The organism is Solibacillus isronensis (assembly GCF_900168685.1).
In the GTDB taxonomy this organism is placed as follows: domain Bacteria; phylum Bacillota; class Bacilli; order Bacillales_A; family Planococcaceae; genus Solibacillus; species Solibacillus isronensis_A.
This window is the reverse complement of record NZ_FVZN01000014.1, coordinates 1,952,054-1,972,263: the sequence shown is the minus strand read 5'-3', so window position 1 is coordinate 1,972,263 and position 20,210 is coordinate 1,952,054. Positions and strand designations below refer to the sequence as shown.

The window sequence follows — 20,210 nt, the reverse complement described above, 5'->3', positions numbered from 1 at the left end:
ATCTTCTGACAGCAAATGTTTAGTCGTGAAAAAATTGTAAAACTCTATCGTAAACAGATAGGAATTGTTTGAAGATTACTTTCAGACAATTCCTTTTCTTTGTGTTTGCAAGGCAAAATGCGAGTCAAATGGTATAATACTTGTACAAGTTTTAGCAAGTGAGGGAAATAAACATGACTACATATACACCGATGATGCAACAATATTTGCTCGTAAAGCAAGATTACAAAGATGCTTTTTTATTTTACCGTTTAGGCGATTTTTATGAACTGTTTTTTGATGATGCCATTAAAGCATCACAGCTGCTGGAAATTACATTAACAGCGCGTGCCGGCAATACCGATAATCCGATCCCGATGTGTGGGGTACCGCATCACTCTGCGCAGGGCTATATCGAAACACTTGTCGCAAAAGGTTTTAAAGTGGCAGTATGCGAACAGACGGAAGATCCAAAGCATGCAAAAGGTGTTGTGAAACGTGAAGTCGTACAAGTAATTACACCGGGAACGATTACAGAGGGAAAAGCACTTGATGGAAAATCGAATCATTTTATAGCTGCTGCAGAAAGTAATGAAGATGATGAAATTGTATTTGCCTATTTGGACGTTTCAACAGGGGAAGCAAATTGTTCGGTAATTGAAGGAAGTGCGAAACAATTAATTCAGCAAGTACAAGCATATGCGATAAAAGAACTTATAGTGACGGAACAGCTGCAGTTACTGCTTGCCGATTATGCAGAAGCAGGAGGTATCGTCCTTTCGCTTGAAACAGAAGAAATGGATCCGTTAAAGGCAGGTCAGTATGTTGCGCATTTGCCGGTTCAGCTGCAAGGTGTGGCAAAGCGACTACTACAATATGTGGAACGTACTCAAATGCGTTCATTATCGCATATTCAGCCGTTTGCCTATACTGAAGCTGATAATTTCCTCCGTATCGATACAAATTCCAAACGTAATTTGGAGTTGATCCAATCGATACGCGGCGGGGATTCGAAAGGTACATTACTTTGGCTTTTGGATGAAACGGTAACAGCTATGGGTGGCCGAAAACTGAAACAGTGGATGCACCAGCCGCTCGCAAAGAAAAATGCCATTGAAGCAAGACAGGCGATTGTTACGGAATTACTGGAAGACTTCTTCTTACGCGATGAATTAACGACACTGCTGAAAAATGTATATGATTTAGAGCGTCTGGCAGGACGTGTAGCATTTGGTTCCGTTGGGGGACGCGATCTGGCACAGCTTCGCGAATCATTACGACAAGTACCCGAGATTCAGCAAAAGCTTGTTAACAGCGGATTGGAAAAATGTATGGCGCTTGGTCAAAAGCTTGATATATGTGCCGATATTGAACAGTTGCTGGCAGAAGCGATTACCGACCATCCGCCAATTTCAATCAAAGAAGGCGACGTTATTCGCGATGGCTACAATGCACAGCTGGATGAATATCGAGATGCATCCCGAAACGGAAAAGACTGGATTGCCCAGCTTGAGCAGAAAGAACGTGAACTGACAGGAATCAAAAATTTAAAAATCGGCTATAACCGCGTGTTTGGCTACTATATCGAAATTACAAAATCCCATTTGAATAATACGGATCTGGCACGGTTTGAACGTAAACAAACTTTGGCGAATGCCGAGCGTTTTATTACGGAAGAATTAAAAGAAAAAGAAGCACTGATTTTGAATGCTGAAGAGCAGAGCCTTGCATTGGAATATGACTTATTTGTAGCATTGCGTGAACAGTTAAAAGGGTATATACCCCGTGTTCAGGCATTGGCTGCCGAAATCAGTGAGCTTGATGTTCTGATGAGCTTTGCGACGGTTACGGATAAATACCGTTTTACAAAGCCGGTATTTCATGAAGGGCGTGCTTTGAAAATTATTGAAGGAAGACACCCGGTCGTTGAAAAAATGCTCAATAAACAAAGCTATGTCCCGAATGATTGTGTGCTGACAGATGATAAAAATATGATGCTGATTACCGGTCCGAACATGTCGGGTAAAAGTACGTATATGCGCCAAGTTGCATTAATTGTCGTTTTGGCGCAAATGGGATGTTATGTACCGGCTGATGAAGCGATCCTACCGATTACCGACCAGATTTTCACGCGAATCGGTGCAGCCGATGACTTAGCGGCAGGTCAATCGACATTTATGGTGGAAATGCTTGAATCACAGCATGCCATTACACATGCAACTAAAAACAGTTTGCTGTTATTCGATGAAATCGGACGCGGTACTTCAACATATGACGGGATGAGTCTAGCACAGGCAATGATGGAATATATTCACGATGAAATCGGAGCAAACACATTATTTTCAACACACTATCATGAACTGACGGATCTGGAAAACGAGCTGGCACGTCTGCAAAATGTCCATGTCAGTGCAACCGAGCAAGACGGCCGCGTTGTATTTTTGCATAAAGTGAAAAAAGGTGCCGCAGACAAAAGTTACGGCGTTCATGTGGCGGAACTTGCGGAAATGCCGGAATCGATTTTACAGCGTGCCCGTCTGTTGCTGGAGCAATTTGAAGCAACGAATTCCGAGAAGCCACAAGCTATTTCTGAACAAGAACAACCACAAAGTCCGCCTTTAGCAGAACAAGTGGCGGAGAACGATTTGCAGCTTTCATTGTTTTCAATAGAGGAAGAACCATCAATCGCACCGGAACAACAAGAAGTGCTCGATGCATTGAAAAAGCTGAATGTAATGGGTACAACGCCGATGCAGGCGATGACATTATTGCATGAACTGCAACAAAAATTATTAGGTAATCAATAAAGGAGGGAACGGCTTTGGGAAAAATTCAAATCATGGATGAGTGGCTATCGAATAAAATTGCAGCCGGTGAAGTAGTCGAACGCCCTTCATCTGTTGTAAAAGAACTAGTAGAAAATGCAATTGATGCGGGCAGTACGTCAATCGAAATTTTCCTGGAAGAAGCTGGCCTTCATTCGATACAAGTCATTGATAACGGAAGTGGTATGGACGAGGAAGACGCGCTTAAATCCTTTTCGCGCCATGCCACATCAAAAATAGAAAAAGAACAGGATCTGTTCCGCATTCGGACACTTGGTTTCCGCGGTGAAGCATTGGCATCGATTGCTTCGGTTTCCAAGTTAACATTACGCACATCGGACGGGAATGGAGGTGTGCATTTATATATGGAAGGCGGTCATTTGAAGGAGCATCAGCCGACCGCACTGCGCAGGGGGACAGATATTACCGTCGCACAGCTGTTCTTTAATACACCGGCACGCCTGAAATATTTAAAAACGATTCAGACCGAGCTTGGTCATACAATCGATTTTGTTAACCGGATTGCACTTGGCTATCCATCGATTGCGGTTAAACTTGTGCATAATGGGCAAACATTATTGCAAACAAATGGGCGCGGCCAAGTTCAGCAAGTATTGGCAGCCATATACGGTGCACATAATGCGAAGAAAATGCTGCCGTTTGAAGGTCAAAATCAAGATTATAAAATTCATGGTTTTGCAAGCTTGCCTGAGGTGACGCGTGCTTCAAAAAACTATATTTCACTTTTCGTCAATGGACGCTGGGTCAAACATTTCGTGATTCAGAAGGCAATTACAGATGCATACCATACGTATTTACCAATTGAGCGTTTTCCCATCGTACTTTTGTATGTTGAGGGAGATCCTCAATTAACCGATGTCAATGTCCATCCGGCGAAGCATCAAGTACGCTTAAGTAAAGAGCCGGAACTGTTGAAGCTTATTGAAGATACAATCCGTGCTGCGATCCGGGATGTTATCCGCATTCCGCTCGCTGAAAAAAAGGAGAAGCCAATTCGAACGCCGACTGAACAGATGAATATTTGGAATCCTGCACCGGCACCTTCAACACAGCCTACATTCAATGAAGAAAAATTATCGACAATCGTTGAGCGATTATCAAGTGAAGCTTCTGTTGTAAAAGAGCCGTATGCGCCTGTACCTGCTAAGCAACAGCCGGTCGTGCACACGGCTTCCCCTGTACCGGAAAGCAGTGAACAGAATAATCGGTCCGATTTCGATGAATTTCCAACTTTCGAAGAGGAAATCTATGCGGAAGTAACACCAAAGGAAGAAGCCGAATCAAAACGGCATTTCCCGCAAGTTGAAATTGTCGGTCAGATTCACGGGACGTATATTATAGCCCAAATGGAAGACGGATTTTATTTAATTGACCAACATGCAGCACAAGAACGGATCAAGTATGAATATTTCCGTGATAAAGTCGGAGAAGTAAATGCAAACGAACGTCAGACACTCCTCATGCCATTAACATTCCATTATGCGGCAGATGAGGCATTGCGTCTAAAAGAATCGAAGGAGGCACTTGAAGAAGTAGGGGTTTTCCTGGAAGAATTCGGACTTTCTTCATTTGTTGTACGGGAATACCCGACTTGGTTCCCGAAAGGCGAGGAACAGGAAATTATCGAGGAATTGATCGAACAAGTGTTAAGTGCACGGAAAACCGATATAAAAAAATTACGTGAAGATGCGGCGATTATGATGAGCTGCAAAAAGTCGATAAAAGCGAATCATTATTTAAATAAAGAACAGATGGAAAGACTGATCAATGATTTACGAAATGCTGACAATCCGTTTACATGTCCGCATGGAAGACCTGTACTAATTCATTTTACGTCATATGAAGTGGAAAAAATGTTTAAACGCGTTATGTAATTCATAAAGTGAAAGTTCAATCAGTGGGGGATCTCTTCACTCCCACTGATTAGAAGGAACACAAGCTAAAACCGTCACGTCTTGTGACAACGCTTGTGTGACCAACATCGTGTTGGCCCGAACCAATCGGGCTTTTACGGGTAGTCTTGCCTCTGCCACTACATTTTCGAGGCAGATAAATTACTACCCGTTAATGCGGGATAAAAAGGGGATGGTTTTATGGAGCAACGGTCATTTTTTGTCACAATGTCAGACGGGCATAATATTTTCGTCCGTACTTATGCACCGAGTAAAAAGCGTATTGGACATATTCATATTTTACACGGGATGTCGGAACATAGTGGGCGTTATGAAAATTTCGCGGAAAAGCTATGTGATGAAGGGTATTTTGTAACAGCACATGATCATCGCGGTCATGGTTTTACAGCGCAAAAAAACGGTATGTTTGGCTATTTCGGACCTGAAAATGGTTTTGAACTTGTTGTTGATGATGTTGTGGAAGTGCTCTCCTTTTTAAAGAAAGAAACAACGGAACGGCCTATATTATTCGGTCACAGTATGGGATCCTTTATAGCACGCCGCTTTATTCAACAGCATAGCGATAAAATTGAAAGGCTAATTTTATCGGGGACGGGATCACCGACAATGCTTCATAAGGCAGGGCATATTATCGCGAAGCAGCTGGTAAACATGCAGGGAGCACAAATTCAAAGTGATCTCATGAATGATCTTAGTTTTAGCAGTTTTAACCGAAAAATTAAGGATGCGAAAACAAATTTTGACTGGCTTACTACCGATGAAGAAGAAGTACAAAAATATATCGATGATCCATTTTGCGGTGTGATCCCGACGAATCAATTTTTCGTTGATTTAACGGGAGGCATGCTTAAGATGGAGGATGAACATGCAAATGCGCGCATCCGCTCTGATTTAAAAATACTCGTTGCAAACGGGACGTATGATCCGATCGCCGGACCAGAGGCAGAAGGAGCGTTTCGAGTAGGGAAACTGCTTGCACGTGCCGGTGTAGAACATGTGAAGGTTCATATATTTGAAGGGATGCGCCATGAAATTCTAAATGAAAAAAAGAAAGAACAAGTAAGTGAAATAATTGTACGGTGGTTAAAAGATGAATAATAAAATCGATGTCGTGGCCATTATCGGTCCTACAGCATCAGGAAAAACAGCGCTAAGTATCCGCTTGGCAAAAGAGATTGACGGTGAAATAATAAACGGAGATTCCATGCAGATCTATCGTCATATGGATATTGGAACGGCCAAAATTACAGAAGCCGAAATGGAAGGTGTTCCGCATCACTTGCTCGATATTAAAGAACCGACGGAAGGGTTTTCGGTTGCAGAATATCAGAAGCTTGTTCGCGGAAAAATTGAAGAAATCCAAGCACGAGGTAAAATGCCGATTATTGTTGGCGGAACGGGGCTATATGTACAATCTGTCCTGTATGATTTTCAATTTGCGAAACAGGAAGTTGATGAAGCCGCACGTGAAAACTATTATAAAGAACTCGAAATATTAGGTCCTGAAGCGATGCATGCAAAACTTGTGCAAATGGACCCGGCAGCTGCCGCATCCATACATCCGAATAATACAAGACGTGTTATACGGGCACTGGAAATGGCAGAACTCGCAGGGGTTTCACGAGCGGAAGAGCAATTCAATCGAGGGGACATTCCATTATACAACCATTTAATCATCGGGTTGGATATGGACCGTGAAAAGTTATATGAAAGAATTAATTTACGTGTGGATTTGATGATGGAAGCAGGTCTTGTTGAGGAAGTTCGGGCGCTATATGATGCGGGGATACGTGATGTTCAGGCGATTAAAGCTATCGGCTATAAAGAATTGTACGCTCATTTCGATGGACTTGTTTCACTTGATGAAGCAGTGGAACAGATTAAACAAAATTCCAGACGCTATGCAAAACGCCAGCTTACCTATTTCCGAAACAAAATGGATATTGCGTGGATCGGAAATGATTGGAGTAAAATAAAAAGTTTATTTGAAAATCATTAAAATTAAAGGGGAATTTTGTCCGCATAACGAATAGGTAACTATTGCATGTATTTTATGGTAAGGGAGATTGAACAACGATGAAATCGATTAATTTGCAGGATACTTTTTTAAACAATTTACGTAAAAATAATGTTTTTGTAACGGTATTTTTGTTAAATGGCTTCCAATTAAAAGGACTTATAAAATCATATGATAATTTTACCGTACTATTGGAGTCGGAAGGAAAACAGCAGCTAATTTACAAGCATGCAATTTCAACTTTTGTACCGTCCAAAAATGTAGCTTTATCGGAAGAAGAGTAACAACACAGCCAAACTTGTAGCGAATTTTGGTCTGATTGATTATAATGACTAAGATGCTATAAGTATTGGAGGATTTTTGATGAAAACGATGACAACAGATGAACTGATCAACTTACTCGATGCAAATGAAGATTTAAATGTAATCGATGTTCGTGAAGATTTTGAAGTGGAACACGGAATGATTCCAGGTGCTGTACATATTCCACTTGGCTCAATCCCTGAACGTACTAATGAACTGGACAATTCAAAATCCTATATCGTCGTATGTAAAGGCGGCGTACGCAGTGCAAATGCATGCGAATATCTGGCAGAGCAAGGTTTTGATGTAACGAATTTAGATGGTGGAATGATGGCCTATGATGGAGAATTAGAATTTAAATAATTTCCAAGAGAAAGGGAGTGTCTATAGATTCGACACTCCCTGAATTTATGCTACCTTGTATAATGGATTTTTTTCGATGGCAGGCTCCAGCCTTTTGTATATGAACATATGCGCAGGAAGGTAATGATAACAAACAGTATATATAAAAACAGATCGCCCGCAAAAATTTCAAGGCCGATTATAAATCCTGCACTGGCTGCCCAAACCCCATAAATTTCGTGTCGTAATATAATGGGTCTTCTGCCTGCAAGCAAGTCCCGAACAATCCCTCCTCCGGCACCTGTCAACACTGCCGCTACAATTACAGCTACAATCGGTAAATCCTGATGGACCGCATGCATTGCTCCTTGAATGGCAAAGGCGGATAAGCCGATTGCATCAGTCACATTTCCCCAGCGATTCCAATGTTTAATTAAATGATGCGGAATTAAAAAGAAAATCGTAATCGCCAAAAGAGCAATTTGAAACAAAAACTCCTGGTTCCATAATGTCGATACAGGCAGACCAATCAGAATATTTCGAATGGCACCACCACCAAAAGCTGTGACAATCCCTAATATGTACACCCCGAATAAATCATACTCTTCTTCCATTGCCACAATGGCCCCGGAAACGGCAAAGGCGATTGTTCCGATCAAACTAAATACTTCCCAAGCCATAAACATCTCTCCCTTAATGTCCTTTCGACCATGACAATAGCAGTTTTTCAAACATTCGTCAAAACTATTTTTTTTCATGTATAATGGATACAGTTTGAATAGAATGGAGTAGTAAAAATGGCATTTCAATCAATATTAACAGCTGAAACATTAACGCTTGCAGCTAAAGTGGAAGAAAAAGTCCGCACTTATCATCAGGAAGTGGATGAACGTGCGTTTTATAATCAGCAAAAGGTGCTGGCAGCTTTTCGAGAAAATCAAGTAAGTGACTTTCATCTGCATCCTTCAACAGGATATGGCTATGATGATGAAGGCCGTGATAATTTAGAGCGTGTATATGCGCAAACTTTCGGGGCAGAGGCAGCTATCGTACGTCCCCAAATCATTTCAGGTACACATGCAATTACATTAAGTTTATTCGGTGTATTACGTCCTGGTGATGAATTGGTCTATATTACAGGCAAACCATATGACACACTTCAGTCGATCGTTGACGGGGGCGAAAAAGATACAGGTTCCTTGAAGGACTATAAAATCGGCTATTCCCATGTAGATTTAATTGAAAACAAGGAAATTGATTGGGAAGGTGTAATACAGGCAGTAAACGAAAATACGAAAATGATTGCGATCCAGCGGTCAAAAGGCTATGCGACGCGCCCGTCATTTACGGTTGAACAAATTGCTGAAATGGTTGTAAAAGTAAGGGCAATCGCACCAGACGCCATTATTTTTGTCGATAACTGCTACGGTGAATTTGTGGAGTTGCTTGAGCCGACAGAAGTTGGAGTTGACTTAATGGCCGGTTCATTAATCAAAAATCCGGGTGGGGGCTTTGCAAAAATCGGCGGATATATTGCAGGTCGCGCGGATTTAGTGGAAAAATGTGCATATCGTATGACATCACCGGGAATCGGTGCAGAGGCAGGGGCTTCGTTAAATACGCTGGCAGATTTTTACCAGGGCTTCTTTATGGCACCACATATCGTTGCGCAAAGTTTAAAGGGTGCAATTTTTACATCAGCAATGCTTGGAGAAATCGGTATGACGACTTCTCCGCATTACACAGATGTTCGCACGGATCTCATTCAATCAGTCTCATTCCAAACGGCTGAACAAATGGTAGCATTCTGTCGTGAAATTCAAGCTGCTTCACCTATTAACGCTCACTTTGCGCCGGAACCTGCCTATATGCCTGGTTATGAGGATGATGTCATTATGGCGGCAGGTACGTTTGTCCAGGGATCAAGTATTGAATTAACAGCAGACGGCCCAATCCGTCCTCCCTTTACTGCATTTATCCAAGGCGGCTTAACATATGAACATGTAAAATATGCCATTTGTTCCGCAGTACAAAAACTAAAATAATAATTAGGAATCGTCCATTTATTGGGCGATTTTTATTGTGCATAAAATTTGCTTTATTCTGTCAACTATTTGCTCGTTTACAAAAGTAATGTGAGTTTTTCTGACATACATTTGACATTGTAAATAACAAGTCGTAATATAGCGGTAAGGGAGGTGAATTAAATGAGTAGTGAAATTCGACGTTCAATGCCACTATTATCGATAAGTATCGTCATGCAATTAACGGATCTGACAGCAAGGCAAATCCGTTATTATGAAGAGCATGATTTAATTCAGCCACACCGGACAGAAGGAAATCGACGCATGTTTTCTTTAAATGATGTCGATACTTTACTGGAAATCAAGGATATGCTTGAGCAAGGCATTAATATGGCGGGGATCAAAAAAGTATTTGCATTGAAAAATGACCCTGAAGCCCAAAAAGCGAGCAAGGAAATTTCCGATTCGGATTTACGTAAAATTTTACGTGAAGAAATGCGTCAAGCACAACGTATGCAAAAAACATCGATTCGCCAAGGGGATTTATCGCGCTTTTACCAATAGCGCGTAAATTATAAAAGATCGAGTAAAATCGGTACTGAACAAATTTAGGAGTGTGGAATTTAGTGGGCAAATATACAAAAGACGATATTAAACGTCTAGTAGAAGAACAACAAGTAAAATTCATTCGTTTACAGTTTACAGATATTTTAGGAACAATTAAAAACGTAGAAATTCCTGTAAGCCAACTAGATAAAGCATTGGACAATAAAATGATGTTTGATGGTTCATCAATCGAAGGTTTTGTACGTATTGAAGAATCAGATATGTACTTATATCCGGATTATGATTCATTCATGATTTTCCCGTGGACAGCTGAAAAAGGGAAAGTAGCACGCTTAATCTGTGATATTTACAATCCTAACGGCACACCATTTGCAGGCGATCCACGTAACAACCTGAAACGTGTATTAAAGGAAATGAAAGAGCTAGGATTCACAGATTTCAACTTAGGGCCAGAACCAGAGTTTTTCTTATTTAAACTTGATGCAAAAGGCGAGCCAAGCTTGGAAGTAAATGACCATGGCGGATATTTCGACTTGGCACCTACAGATTTAGGTGAAAACTGCCGTCGCGATATCGTATTGGAACTAGAAGAAATGGGCTTTGAAATTGAAGCATCTCACCATGAGGTTGCACCGGGACAACATGAAATTGACTTTAAATATGCGGATGCTATTACAGCTTGCGACAATATCCAAACATTTAAATTAGTTGTTAAAACAATTGCACGTAAACACGGTTTACACGCTACATTCATGCCAAAACCTTTATTCGGTGAAGCTGGCTCAGGAATGCACTTCAACGTTTCATTATTTAAAGGAAAAGAAAATGCCTTTTATGATGAGTCTACTGAGTTAGGTCTTTCTGAAACAGCGATGCAATTCATGGCAGGTGTACTTGATCATGTTCAAGGCTTTACTGCAATTACAAACCCGACTGTAAACTCTTATAAACGTTTAGTACCAGGTTATGAAGCACCATGTTACGTAGCATGGTCTGCACAAAACCGTTCACCATTAATCCGTATTCCTTCTTCTCGCGGAGTTTCAACACGTGTAGAAGTTCGTTCGGTAGACCCATCAGCAAATCCATATTTGGCGATGGCAGTTATTTTAGAGGCTGGTCTGGAAGGGATTCGCAAAAAATCAACGCCACCACCAGCAATTAACCGCAACATTTATGTAATGAGCGAAGAAGAGCGTAAAGCAAACGGCATCGATAACTTGCCTGCAGCTTTAGACGATGCTTTAAACTTACTTGCAAAAGATGAAGTTGTTCAACGAGCATTAGGGAATCACATTTATGCTAACTTTAAAGAAGCAAAAGAAATCGAGTTCGACATGTACCGTTCAACTGTCCATCAGTGGGAACGCGACCAATATATGAAAATGTACTAAGAGAAAGCGCTGGAGCACAAACTCCGGCGCTTTTTTGTCTATGTATACATATTATTAAAAATTATAACCAACATAATATAACAAAAAACCGGCAATAGAAATTGCCGGTTCAATATTATTATTTATTGCCGTTTTGGAATTTGTTCTTACCAAATTGACCTGATGCTTGTTGTTTTTTAGCTTCGGCTTGCTGGTTTTGTTGTTTTACTTGGTTAACATCTGTTTCCATGCCAAACTCAGCGCTCATTGAAGAAAGCTTCTTCTGTAAACCGCTGTTTGCGAACAAACCGGAAGACTGTTGCTTTTTAGCTTCAGCTTGCTGGTTTTGTCGTTTCACTTGGTTTACGTTAGTTTCCATACCAAATTCAGCATTCAATGAACTTGATTGCTTTTGTAAACCGCTGTTAGCAAACAAACCGGAAGACTGTTGCTTTTTAGCTTCAGCTTGCTGGTTTTGTCGCTTCACTTGGTTTACGTTAGTTTCCATACCAAATTCAGCATTTAATGAACTTGATTGCTTTTGTAAACCGCTGTTAGCAAACAAACCGGAAGACTGTTGCTTTTTAGCTTCAGCTTGCTGGTTTTGTCGCTTTACTTGATTAACGTCCGTTTCCATACCGAATTCGACGTTTTTATTATTGATGTTGTTTTTATTTTTTGACATCAATATCACCTCCTGAGATTATTCTGTTCAGAGGCTGTTTTATTATTCGGCTAAATAATTTGCCAATTTTTTTATTAAATTTAAAAGTGTGGGGCAACTATAAAAGGATACTAAAGCTTTAGTGTTTGTAGCCGTATATATGCCGTAAATAATGTTTAAAATGAAATATATAACTAGCAAGTTAATTTAAGAAGAACGCTAGGTAAGTTGGGCGATTAAATCATATAATAGTAAGAGACAAATAATTTTATTAATATAAAAGGAGGAAATTATGAAACTCGATACAATGATGCAGGAGTTAGAAGCGCTTGGGAAAGAGCGTACAAAAAAGATTTATATGTCCAATGGGGCAAAGGAGCCGGTGTTCGGTGTAACGATTGGCTCGATGAAACCGTATGTAAAACAAATAAAAAAAGATCAGGAACTGGCTGAACAGCTCTATGCTACAGGCAACTATGATGCAATGTATTTTGCAGGAGTTATTGCGGATCCGAAAGCAATGACTGAGGAAGATTATGACCGCTGGATGGAGCAGGCCTATTTCTATATGATTTCCGATTATGTTGTTGCAGTGACACTGTCGGAATCCGATATTGCGCAAGAAGTTAGCGATAAATGGATTGCCAGTGGTGAGGATCTGAAAATGTCGGCAGGTTGGCATTGTTACTGCTGGCTTCTCGGAAATCGTAAGGATGAGGAATTTTCAAAGGAAAAGTTAATGGATATGCTTGGGTATGTAAAACAAAATATCCGTCAAGCACCGCAGCGCACACAGGTGGCGATGAACAATTTTGTCATGACAGTCGGTGTTTCATTTAAACCTTTACATGATGAGGCAGTGCAAATTGCTAATGAAATTGGACCAATTGAAACGAAACGGGAAGGGAAAAAACCAGGTTTGCTTCATGCATATGCGGAAATAGAAAAACAGGTGGAAAAAGGGCGAATCGGTTTTAAACGTAAATATGTACGTTGTTAATGTAAAGAGTTATACCTTGTTTTTTCACAATACAATTGTATAAACTAAAATCAGGAAATTTCAAGGAGGCTTATTACATGAAAAAAAGTATTGCTATCGATATGGACCAGGTGCTAGCTGACTTTTATTCGAAATTACGTGTTACATATAACGAGAATTTCGGAACAAATTTTACAGATGAAGAGTTTCTTCTGACGACACAGCGTGATTTGCCTCGAGAAGATGCGAAGAAATTATTTGCTTTATTAAATGAGCCAGACTATTTCAGAGATTTAAAAGTACTGGATGTAGATGCAATTGAAGTCATTCAAGAACTGCAGGAGCATTATGAAATTTTTATTGCGACAGCTGCAATGGATGTACCGGGTTCATTTACAGCGAAATACGATTGGTTGATGGAGCATTTACCATTTATTAAAACACAGAACATTGTGTTTTGCGGAAATAAAGCGGTAATACATACCGATTATTTAATTGATGATAGCCCACGCCAACTCGCAGCATTTAAAGGAACAGGCATATTGTATTCGATGCCGTACAATCGGTCGGAAGAAGGTTTCATGCGTGTTCATAACTGGAAAGAAATAAAACAATATTTTATAAAGCAAATGGAAATTGTTTAAGGATGAAAGGGTTGCGATTGTGCAATCCTTTTTATTTTTGTAGTCATTTAGTGTAGCGAAATAGTATAATTTAAATTATTGGAATTATCTATAAATAATAAGGGGATAAAAAGAATGAAACCGATTATTGGATTAACAATGTATGATTTTGACAAGAAATTGGATATCAACAACGCATATTTAACTTCAATTGAACAAGCGGGAGGTATTCCAATCTGTATACCGAATGCTACAGAAGAAAACGTGGATGCATTATTAAATCTAATTGATGGCCTCGTATTAATTGGTGGAGCGGATATAGATCCACTGTTGTTTAATGAAGAACCGCACCGTCATATCGGAAGTGTTGTACGAAAACGTGATGACAGCGATCTTTTATTAATGAATGAAGCCTATAAAAGACAAATGCCTGTTCTCGGTATTTGCCGCGGACAACAGATTATGAATGTTGCATTTGGGGGGACGATCATTCAGGATATTCCATCACAAGTAGAAAACACAATTTTACATAAACAACCTTCAAAGCGTGGGGAGTTAGCACATACCGTTGAAGTAAAGACGCCTAAATTTAAAGAAATTTTTAAAGAAGACTCATTCCGTGTCAATACATTTCATCATCAATCGGTTGGAAAGCTCGGGGAAGGGCTCTTAGTTTCGGCTGTTGCTAAGGACGGCATCATTGAAGGAATTGAACATGATTCGCATCCATATTGTGTCGCGGTGCAATGGCATCCTGAAGAATTAGCTCCGAACGGGGATGTTTATGCACAGCGCTTATTTTATAGTTTTGTAGAAGCATGCAATAAATAACGAAAGGCTCAGTCGTTCACGGCTGGGCTTTTTATTTTGAAAATAAAAAACTTGCCGATTCTATTAGAATGGCAAGCTTATAATTAATGGATATTTCGATAGAGGCCGACTACTTTACCTAAAATAGAAACTTGGTTGACAATGATTGGCTCCATTGAGCTATTTTCAGGCTGTAGACGGAAATGAGTTTTTTCTTTGTAAAAGCGCTTGACAGTCGCTTCATCGTCTTCCGTCATTGCTACGACAATCTCTCCGTTGTTCGCAGTAGACGTTTTTTTAACGATAACATAATCCCCATTTAAAATACCGGCTTCAATCATGGATTCTCCCATAATTTCAAGCATAAACAATTCCTCTTCCGGTGAACCGTAAGCATCCGGCAACGGGAAATATTCCTGAATATCCTCGATTGCTGAAATAGGCAGACCAGCTGTAACTTTACCGATTAACGGAACATGAATGACACCTTGTTTCGCGATGTTCATCTCTTCCTGGTCCAAAATTTCAATGGCACGCGGCTTTGTAGGATCACGGCGGATAAGCCCTTTACTTTCTAAACGAGCTAAATGCCCGTGGACAGTTGAACTGGAAGCTAAACCTACTGCTTCTCCAATTTCGCGAACTGATGGCGGATAGCCTTTAGCACGAACTTCCTCTTTTATAAAAGTTAGAATAGCTTGCTGCCGTTTTGAAATTTTTTGTGTCAACTAACTCACCTCTTTATCATGCTATTTTTCTTAAAGTAAGTATAGCAGTATGCGAACATGAATGCAAACATAAGTTCGAAAAAACGGTTGACAAAAACATATGTTCGTATTATTATGAGAACAAATATTCCGAACATACATTCGAAAGAGGGTTTTTCTAATGAAAAGAATTAAATTAAATGGCTTCACATCAATGTTTCTACTATTCTCTGCACTTATGATTGCTTTATTCATGATGCAGGACGATAAAATTGAATTATACGAACACGTAAGCATAGAGCATGGCGATACTTTATGGTCGTTGGCAGAACAATATCGTGGTAAAATGGCTAAGCATGATTGGATCAATGAAGTAAAAAAGGAAAACGGAATGATGGATGAAAAAGTTGTTTTAGGGCAAGTATTGGTAGTACCTGTAGAAAAAGATTCACAATACATTGCTCAGCTGAATGAATCCTCCGATATGCAATCGATTAAAGTAGCGAGAGGGAACAATGATAAAAACTAAAGCAGTAATATATTGCCGTGTCAGTACGGATAAAAATACACAAGAAACATCACTAGCCCGTCAGCAGGAGGAGCTGACAAAATACGCAAAATCATTCGGCTATAAAGATGTTGAGATTTTCATGGATCAGCATAGTGGATATGATGTTGATCGAGACGGATTGCTCGACATGCTTGACTATATGAAAGAGTATGGCATTAAAGCATTATTTGTACAGGATGAGACCCGTTTAGGGCGTGGGAATGCCCGGATGGCAGTGCTTCACCTGCTGCAAAAATATGAAGCGACAGTATATACATTGAATGATGCAGGTCCTGTCGTATTAAATGAAATGGATACAATGCTGCTCGAAATTTTGGCGATTGTCGAAGAGTATCAGCGTCGTATGCATAATGCAAAAATCCGCCGGGGAATGCGCCGTGCTGTAGAAAATGGCTACCAGCCGCAAAATAATTTGAAAAACCGTGGCAATATTGAAGGCCGGGAAAGAAAAGAAGTGCCTGTCGAAGAAATTGTTCAGCTACGCCAGAAAGGCTTAACATTTGCAGAAATTGCTACGACTTTGTCGGGTTTGGGCATTTCTATCAGTAAAGCGACCGTACATAGACGATATATTGAATATATGGAGCGACTTGAAGAGTAAACACTTGTTTTCAAGTCGTTTTTTTTATACCTTTGTAGTAGGTAGGAAGAAAGGTGAGATTCAAATGTTATCAAAAGAAAAATTAGCTCGCATTAATGAGCTTTCTAAATTAGCGAGAGAAGGTAAATTGACGGAAGAGCAGGCGAAGGAACGTACAGCACTGCGCAAAGAATATTTAGATACTTTCCGTACTACAATGCGCGATACAATCGAGCATGTGAAAGTAATTGATGAAGAAGGCAATGATGTGACACCTGAAAAATTAAAACAAATTAAATCACAGAAGAAATTCTTAAACTAACAACTTTTCATTATTATGTCACATTTAATATAAAGTATGACATATTTTATGGGACGTTTTTAGAAATTATTGTTTTCTTGTGAAAATTTGTCTACACTATAAAATGTATAAATATCGTACGAGGAAAGGATGTCACATAATGACACAACAGATGGATCAGTTAGCAATTAACGCAATCCGTACACTATCAATCGACGCAATTGAAAAAGCAAATTCAGGTCACCCGGGTTTACCAATGGGTGCTGCACCTATGGCCTATACATTGTGGACGAAGCATTTACGCCATAACCCACAAAATCCTAATTGGTATAATCGCGACCGTTTTGTATTATCAGCTGGACATGGTTCCATGCTTTTATATAGTTTATTGCATCTAGGTGGCTACGGTTTAGAGATGGAAGAGATCAAAAACTTCCGTCAATGGAATTCAAAAACACCGGGACATCCTGAATATGGTCATACAGTTGGTGTAGAAGCGACAACTGGTCCATTAGGACAAGGTATTGCAATGTCAGTAGGTATGGCTATGGCTGAACGTCACTTGGCAGCAACATACAACAAGCCAGGTAAAGACATTGTAGACCACTATACATTTGCACTATGCGGTGACGGAGATTTAATGGAAGGTGTTGCTGCAGAAGCAATTTCTCTTGCAGGTCACTTAAAATTGGATAAATTAATTGTACTATATGATTCAAATGACATTTCACTTGATGGTGATTTAGGAAAGTCATTCTCGGAAAACATCCAAAAACGTTTCGAATCTTACGGCTGGAACTATTTAAAAGTAACAGACGGTACAGATATCGTAGAAATTAATTCAGCTATTGAAAAAGCGAAACAAAATACTGGCGGTCCAACTGTAATCGAAGTGAAAACTGTCATCGGTTTCGGTTCTCCTAACAAATCTGGTAAAGCAGATTCACATGGTGCGCCATTAGGACTTGATGAAGTTACTTTAACAAAAGCTGCATACGCTTGGGAACATGAGCCATTCTTCGTTCCTACTGAAGTATATGATACATTTAAAGCGGCAAGTGAAGTACAAGGTGTACAAGCAGAAACAGCATGGAATGAATTATTCGAAAGCTATAAAAACGAATATCCAGAACTGGCTGCACAATTTGTAAACGCAATGGAAAACAAATTACCGGAGAACTTTGCTTCTGAATTACCTGTATATGAAGCAGGTAAAGCAGTAGCTACTCGTTCATCATCTGGTGATGCAATCAATGCTATTGCAAAAACAACACCATCATTCTTCGGTGGATCTGCTGACTTAGCAGGCTCAAACAAAACAACAATTAAAGGCGCTGGCGATTTCTTTGCTGAAACTCCGGAAGGCCGTAACATTTGGTTTGGTGTTCGTGAATTTGCGATGGGTGCTGCGCTGAACGGTATGGCATTACATGGCGGCTTAAACGTATTTGGTGGTACTTTCTTTGTATTCTCTGACTATGTACGTCCAGCAATTCGTTTATCTGCATTAATGGGATTACCAGTAACTTATGTGTTTACACATGACTCAATTGCAGTAGGGGAAGATGGTCCTACACATGAGCCAGTCGAGCATTTAGCATCATTACGTGCAATGCCGAATCTTTCGGTAATCCGTCCTGCAGATGCAAATGAATCTGTAGCAGCATGGAAACTAGCTGTTGAGAGTAAATCAACGCCAACTGTATTAGTATTATCTCGTCAAAACTTGCCTGTATTGGATGTTGCAACAGAAACAGTATACGAAGGTGTTGAAAAAGGCGCTTATGTTGTTTCAGCTTCATCTAAAGAAATTCCGGATGCCCTGTTAATTGCAACAGGTTCTGAAGTTGGCTTGGCAGTAGAAGCGAAAAAAGCGTTGCTTGCAGAAGGAATTGACGCATCTGTTGTATCAATGCCATCAATGGACCGCTTTGAAAAACAGTCGAAGGAATACAAAGAATCTGTATTACCAAAAGCTGTGACGAAGCGTTTAGCAATTGAGATGGGTGCATCACTTGGCTGGCATAAATATGTTGGCTTTGAAGGAGATGTATTGGCAATCGATAAATTTGGTGCATCAGCTCCAGAGAAAATTGTGTTAAAAGAATACGGCTTCACAGTAGAAAATGTAGTTGCGAAAGTAAAAGCACTTTAATTCGAAGCTCAAAATGTCACTTGTCTACTATGACAAGTGGCATTTTTTCATTTCTATATCAATCGCAAGGCCCGGCCAATTGTTAAGGTATTAAGAAAAAAGCTTTGGCAAAAAGAGCAAATTCAGATACAATATGCCCATACAAATAATTGGATAACGTGCGATTTTACTGAAGGAATGGTACGATAATAAAGCAATATTGAAGTATCAGATAAAGGATGTGGATGAATAATGACAGCAGAAAATAAGAAAAAAGAAATTACTACATATATCGAACAGACACTTTATTTCCTATCGAATAAAGCAGACCTTGAAAAATTCCAAACAATGCTACAAAAAAATATCGATGAAAAAAGAGCTTCCTCCACGTCAACGACTGATTTTTATGATCGATTAATGTTAAATATTGCGTATTATGTGGAAAATAAAATGGCTTGGACAGATCTTGTTCGGGAAACATTCAGTTCAGGAAAAGTGCCAACCGTTTCTTATATCGAAAATGAATTAATGGCACAGCAAATGCAAATCCGCAACAGTGTCGGAGAGAAAATGGACGATTATAAGAAAGCTTTCCATCAGCAATATGAAGCATTAAAAGTAGAAGATGAAGATGTAATATACGATTATGCGTATGCATCGGTGGAGCATGCATACCGTATAGATTTTTTGACAGTTGCCTGTGCTAAAAATGCAAATATTTTAACAGAAGGCGATATCGAGGAAACAATCAAATTGCTGGATGGATATATGGCTTATTACACGGATCAGCTTGTCAATAAAATGACGCTTTCTTAAAAGGAGATATAAGATGAACACACCATTTATTTATTTACACAAAGCACCTAAAGTAGATGCAGATAAGCAACCTGCGATTTTCTTGCTGCATGGATTAGGGAGCGATGAAAACGATTTGCTGCAACTTGTTGATTCATTTTCAACAAATTGTCATATTTTTAGTTTGCAAGGACCGATTAAACACCGTCCCGGCTATGCATTTTATACATTTGAAGAAGAGGGTAAGCCGAATCGTGCCATCTTTGATAAAGTGCTGAAAGGTATTGAATTATTTATTAAAGAAGCGATTTGGGAATTCAATTTGGATGAACAGCAAATTTATGTTGTCGGCTTCAACCAAGGGGCAGCGATGGCACAGTCGCTTGCAATGGTGATGGGCAATGCCATTCGTGGAACAGCGGCATTAAGCGGTTATTTACCGGAATTCGCTGCGCTTGAATATAGTAAAAAAACGATGGATCAATCTAAAATCTTTATTTCTCACGGGGAATATGATTATGATTTTCCGATTGAATGGGCAGAACATGCCGTTCGTTTTTTCAACGACTATGACACGGACGTTACATTCAGAACTTATCCGGTAGGCCATGGAGTGAGCGAGCAAAATCTACACGATTTAATCGCATTCTTATCGAAAGATTTACCGAACACTATAAACTAA

21 protein-coding genes are annotated in these 20,210 nt (G+C 39.8%); 18 read left to right on the top strand and 3 right to left on the bottom strand.

Annotated features, from left to right (window positions below):
- Window positions 1-173 precede the first annotated feature (173 nt).
- The 6 genes from mutS to B5473_RS18555 all read left to right on the top strand — a co-directional run bounded on the left by mutS (window position 174) and on the right by B5473_RS18555 (window position 7,421).
- Window positions 174-2,786, top strand: coding sequence for a DNA mismatch repair protein MutS (gene mutS / locus B5473_RS18580; protein ID WP_079527901.1), 2,613 nt, complete (start codon window positions 174-176; stop codon window positions 2,784-2,786).
- Between the two features lie 14 nt (window positions 2,787-2,800).
- On the top strand, window positions 2,801-4,699 hold the full coding sequence (gene mutL / locus B5473_RS18575) for a DNA mismatch repair endonuclease MutL (protein WP_079527899.1): 1,899 nt from the start codon (window positions 2,801-2,803) through the stop codon (window positions 4,697-4,699).
- Window positions 4,700-4,918: 219 nt separating this feature from the next.
- Window positions 4,919-5,836: an alpha/beta fold hydrolase gene (locus tag B5473_RS18570; RefSeq protein ID WP_079527897.1), complete on the top strand. Its 918-nt coding sequence runs from the start codon at window positions 4,919-4,921 to the stop codon at window positions 5,834-5,836.
- The gene (gene miaA / locus B5473_RS18565) at window positions 5,829-6,737 is read left to right on the top strand and encodes a tRNA (adenosine(37)-N6)-dimethylallyltransferase MiaA (protein ID WP_079527895.1); all 909 of its coding nucleotides are present in this window, start codon (window positions 5,829-5,831) and stop codon (window positions 6,735-6,737) included. The genes B5473_RS18570 and miaA overlap by 8 nt, the downstream gene beginning before the upstream one ends.
- Before the next feature lie 77 nt (window positions 6,738-6,814).
- Entirely contained in the window at window positions 6,815-7,039 is a 225-nt protein-coding gene (gene hfq, locus B5473_RS18560) for an RNA chaperone Hfq (protein ID WP_079527893.1), read from the top strand.
- Between the two features lie 79 nt (window positions 7,040-7,118).
- Window positions 7,119-7,421 carry a rhodanese-like domain-containing protein gene (locus B5473_RS18555; RefSeq protein ID WP_014823385.1) on the top strand — a complete coding sequence of 101 codons (303 nt, stop codon included), beginning with the start codon at window positions 7,119-7,121 and terminating at the stop codon, window positions 7,419-7,421.
- A 50-nt stretch (window positions 7,422-7,471) separates the two neighbouring features.
- On the opposite strand, the gene B5473_RS18550 is transcribed toward B5473_RS18555, so the two are convergent.
- The gene (locus tag B5473_RS18550) at window positions 7,472-8,080 is read right to left on the bottom strand and encodes a trimeric intracellular cation channel family protein (protein WP_079527891.1); all 609 of its coding nucleotides are present in this window, start codon (window positions 8,078-8,080) and stop codon (window positions 7,472-7,474) included.
- A gap of 117 nt (window positions 8,081-8,197) precedes the next feature.
- On the opposite strand from B5473_RS18550, the gene B5473_RS18545 reads away from it, so the two are divergent.
- The 3 genes from B5473_RS18545 to glnA all read left to right on the top strand — a co-directional run bounded on the left by B5473_RS18545 (window position 8,198) and on the right by glnA (window position 11,385).
- Window positions 8,198-9,445 (top strand): methionine gamma-lyase family protein, encoded by a 1,248-nt coding sequence (locus B5473_RS18545; protein ID WP_079527889.1) that lies wholly within the window; start codon window positions 8,198-8,200, stop codon window positions 9,443-9,445.
- Between the two features lie 162 nt (window positions 9,446-9,607).
- The gene (locus tag B5473_RS18540) at window positions 9,608-9,988 is read left to right on the top strand and encodes a MerR family transcriptional regulator (RefSeq protein ID WP_079527887.1); all 381 of its coding nucleotides are present in this window, start codon (window positions 9,608-9,610) and stop codon (window positions 9,986-9,988) included.
- Window positions 9,989-10,050: 62 nt separating this feature from the next.
- Complete coding sequence (gene glnA / locus B5473_RS18535) at window positions 10,051-11,385, top strand: type I glutamate--ammonia ligase (protein WP_079527885.1); 1,335 nt, start codon at window positions 10,051-10,053, stop codon at window positions 11,383-11,385.
- Window positions 11,386-11,503: 118 nt separating this feature from the next.
- Here glnA and B5473_RS18530 read toward each other — a convergent pair whose 3' ends face one another.
- On the bottom strand, window positions 11,504-12,049 hold the full coding sequence (locus B5473_RS18530) for a gamma-type small acid-soluble spore protein (RefSeq protein WP_079527883.1): 546 nt from the start codon (window positions 12,047-12,049) through the stop codon (window positions 11,504-11,506).
- 271 nt (window positions 12,050-12,320) lie between these two features.
- Between B5473_RS18530 and B5473_RS18525 the strand changes: the two genes are divergently transcribed.
- The 3 genes from B5473_RS18525 to B5473_RS18515 all read left to right on the top strand — a co-directional run bounded on the left by B5473_RS18525 (window position 12,321) and on the right by B5473_RS18515 (window position 14,461).
- Window positions 12,321-13,028 (top strand): DNA alkylation repair protein, encoded by a 708-nt coding sequence (locus B5473_RS18525; protein ID WP_079527881.1) that lies wholly within the window; start codon window positions 12,321-12,323, stop codon window positions 13,026-13,028.
- 77 nt (window positions 13,029-13,105) lie between these two features.
- Window positions 13,106-13,651, top strand: coding sequence for a 5' nucleotidase, NT5C type (locus tag B5473_RS18520; RefSeq protein WP_079527878.1), 546 nt, complete (start codon window positions 13,106-13,108; stop codon window positions 13,649-13,651).
- Window positions 13,652-13,765: 114 nt separating this feature from the next.
- On the top strand, window positions 13,766-14,461 hold the full coding sequence (locus tag B5473_RS18515; RefSeq protein WP_079527876.1) for a gamma-glutamyl-gamma-aminobutyrate hydrolase family protein: 696 nt from the start codon (window positions 13,766-13,768) through the stop codon (window positions 14,459-14,461).
- Between the two features lie 83 nt (window positions 14,462-14,544).
- Here B5473_RS18515 and lexA read toward each other — a convergent pair whose 3' ends face one another.
- On the bottom strand, window positions 14,545-15,168 hold the full coding sequence (gene lexA, locus B5473_RS18510) for a transcriptional repressor LexA (RefSeq protein ID WP_079527874.1): 624 nt from the start codon (window positions 15,166-15,168) through the stop codon (window positions 14,545-14,547).
- Between the two features lie 160 nt (window positions 15,169-15,328).
- Between lexA and yneA the strand changes: the two genes are divergently transcribed.
- The 6 genes from yneA (at window position 15,329) to B5473_RS18480 (ending at window position 20,210) form a co-directional block, all read left to right on the top strand.
- A complete protein-coding gene (gene yneA, locus B5473_RS18505) occupies window positions 15,329-15,676 on the top strand; it encodes a cell division suppressor protein YneA (RefSeq protein WP_079527872.1) in 348 nt (115 codons plus the stop codon).
- The gene (locus tag B5473_RS18500) at window positions 15,663-16,319 is read left to right on the top strand and encodes a YneB family resolvase-like protein (protein WP_079527870.1); all 657 of its coding nucleotides are present in this window, start codon (window positions 15,663-15,665) and stop codon (window positions 16,317-16,319) included. The genes yneA and B5473_RS18500 overlap by 14 nt, the downstream gene beginning before the upstream one ends.
- Window positions 16,320-16,383: 64 nt before the next feature.
- Window positions 16,384-16,620, top strand: a complete 237-nt coding sequence (locus tag B5473_RS18495) for a DUF896 domain-containing protein (protein WP_079527868.1) — start codon at window positions 16,384-16,386, stop codon at window positions 16,618-16,620.
- Window positions 16,621-16,759: 139 nt separating this feature from the next.
- Window positions 16,760-18,754 carry a transketolase gene (tkt, locus tag B5473_RS18490; protein ID WP_079527866.1) on the top strand — a complete coding sequence of 665 codons (1,995 nt, stop codon included), beginning with the start codon at window positions 16,760-16,762 and terminating at the stop codon, window positions 18,752-18,754.
- Between the two features lie 231 nt (window positions 18,755-18,985).
- Window positions 18,986-19,549: a DNA helicase gene (locus tag B5473_RS18485; RefSeq protein ID WP_254865368.1), complete on the top strand. Its 564-nt coding sequence runs from the start codon at window positions 18,986-18,988 to the stop codon at window positions 19,547-19,549.
- A 13-nt stretch (window positions 19,550-19,562) separates the two neighbouring features.
- On the top strand, window positions 19,563-20,210 hold the full coding sequence (locus tag B5473_RS18480; RefSeq protein ID WP_079527861.1) for an alpha/beta hydrolase: 648 nt from the start codon (window positions 19,563-19,565) through the stop codon (window positions 20,208-20,210).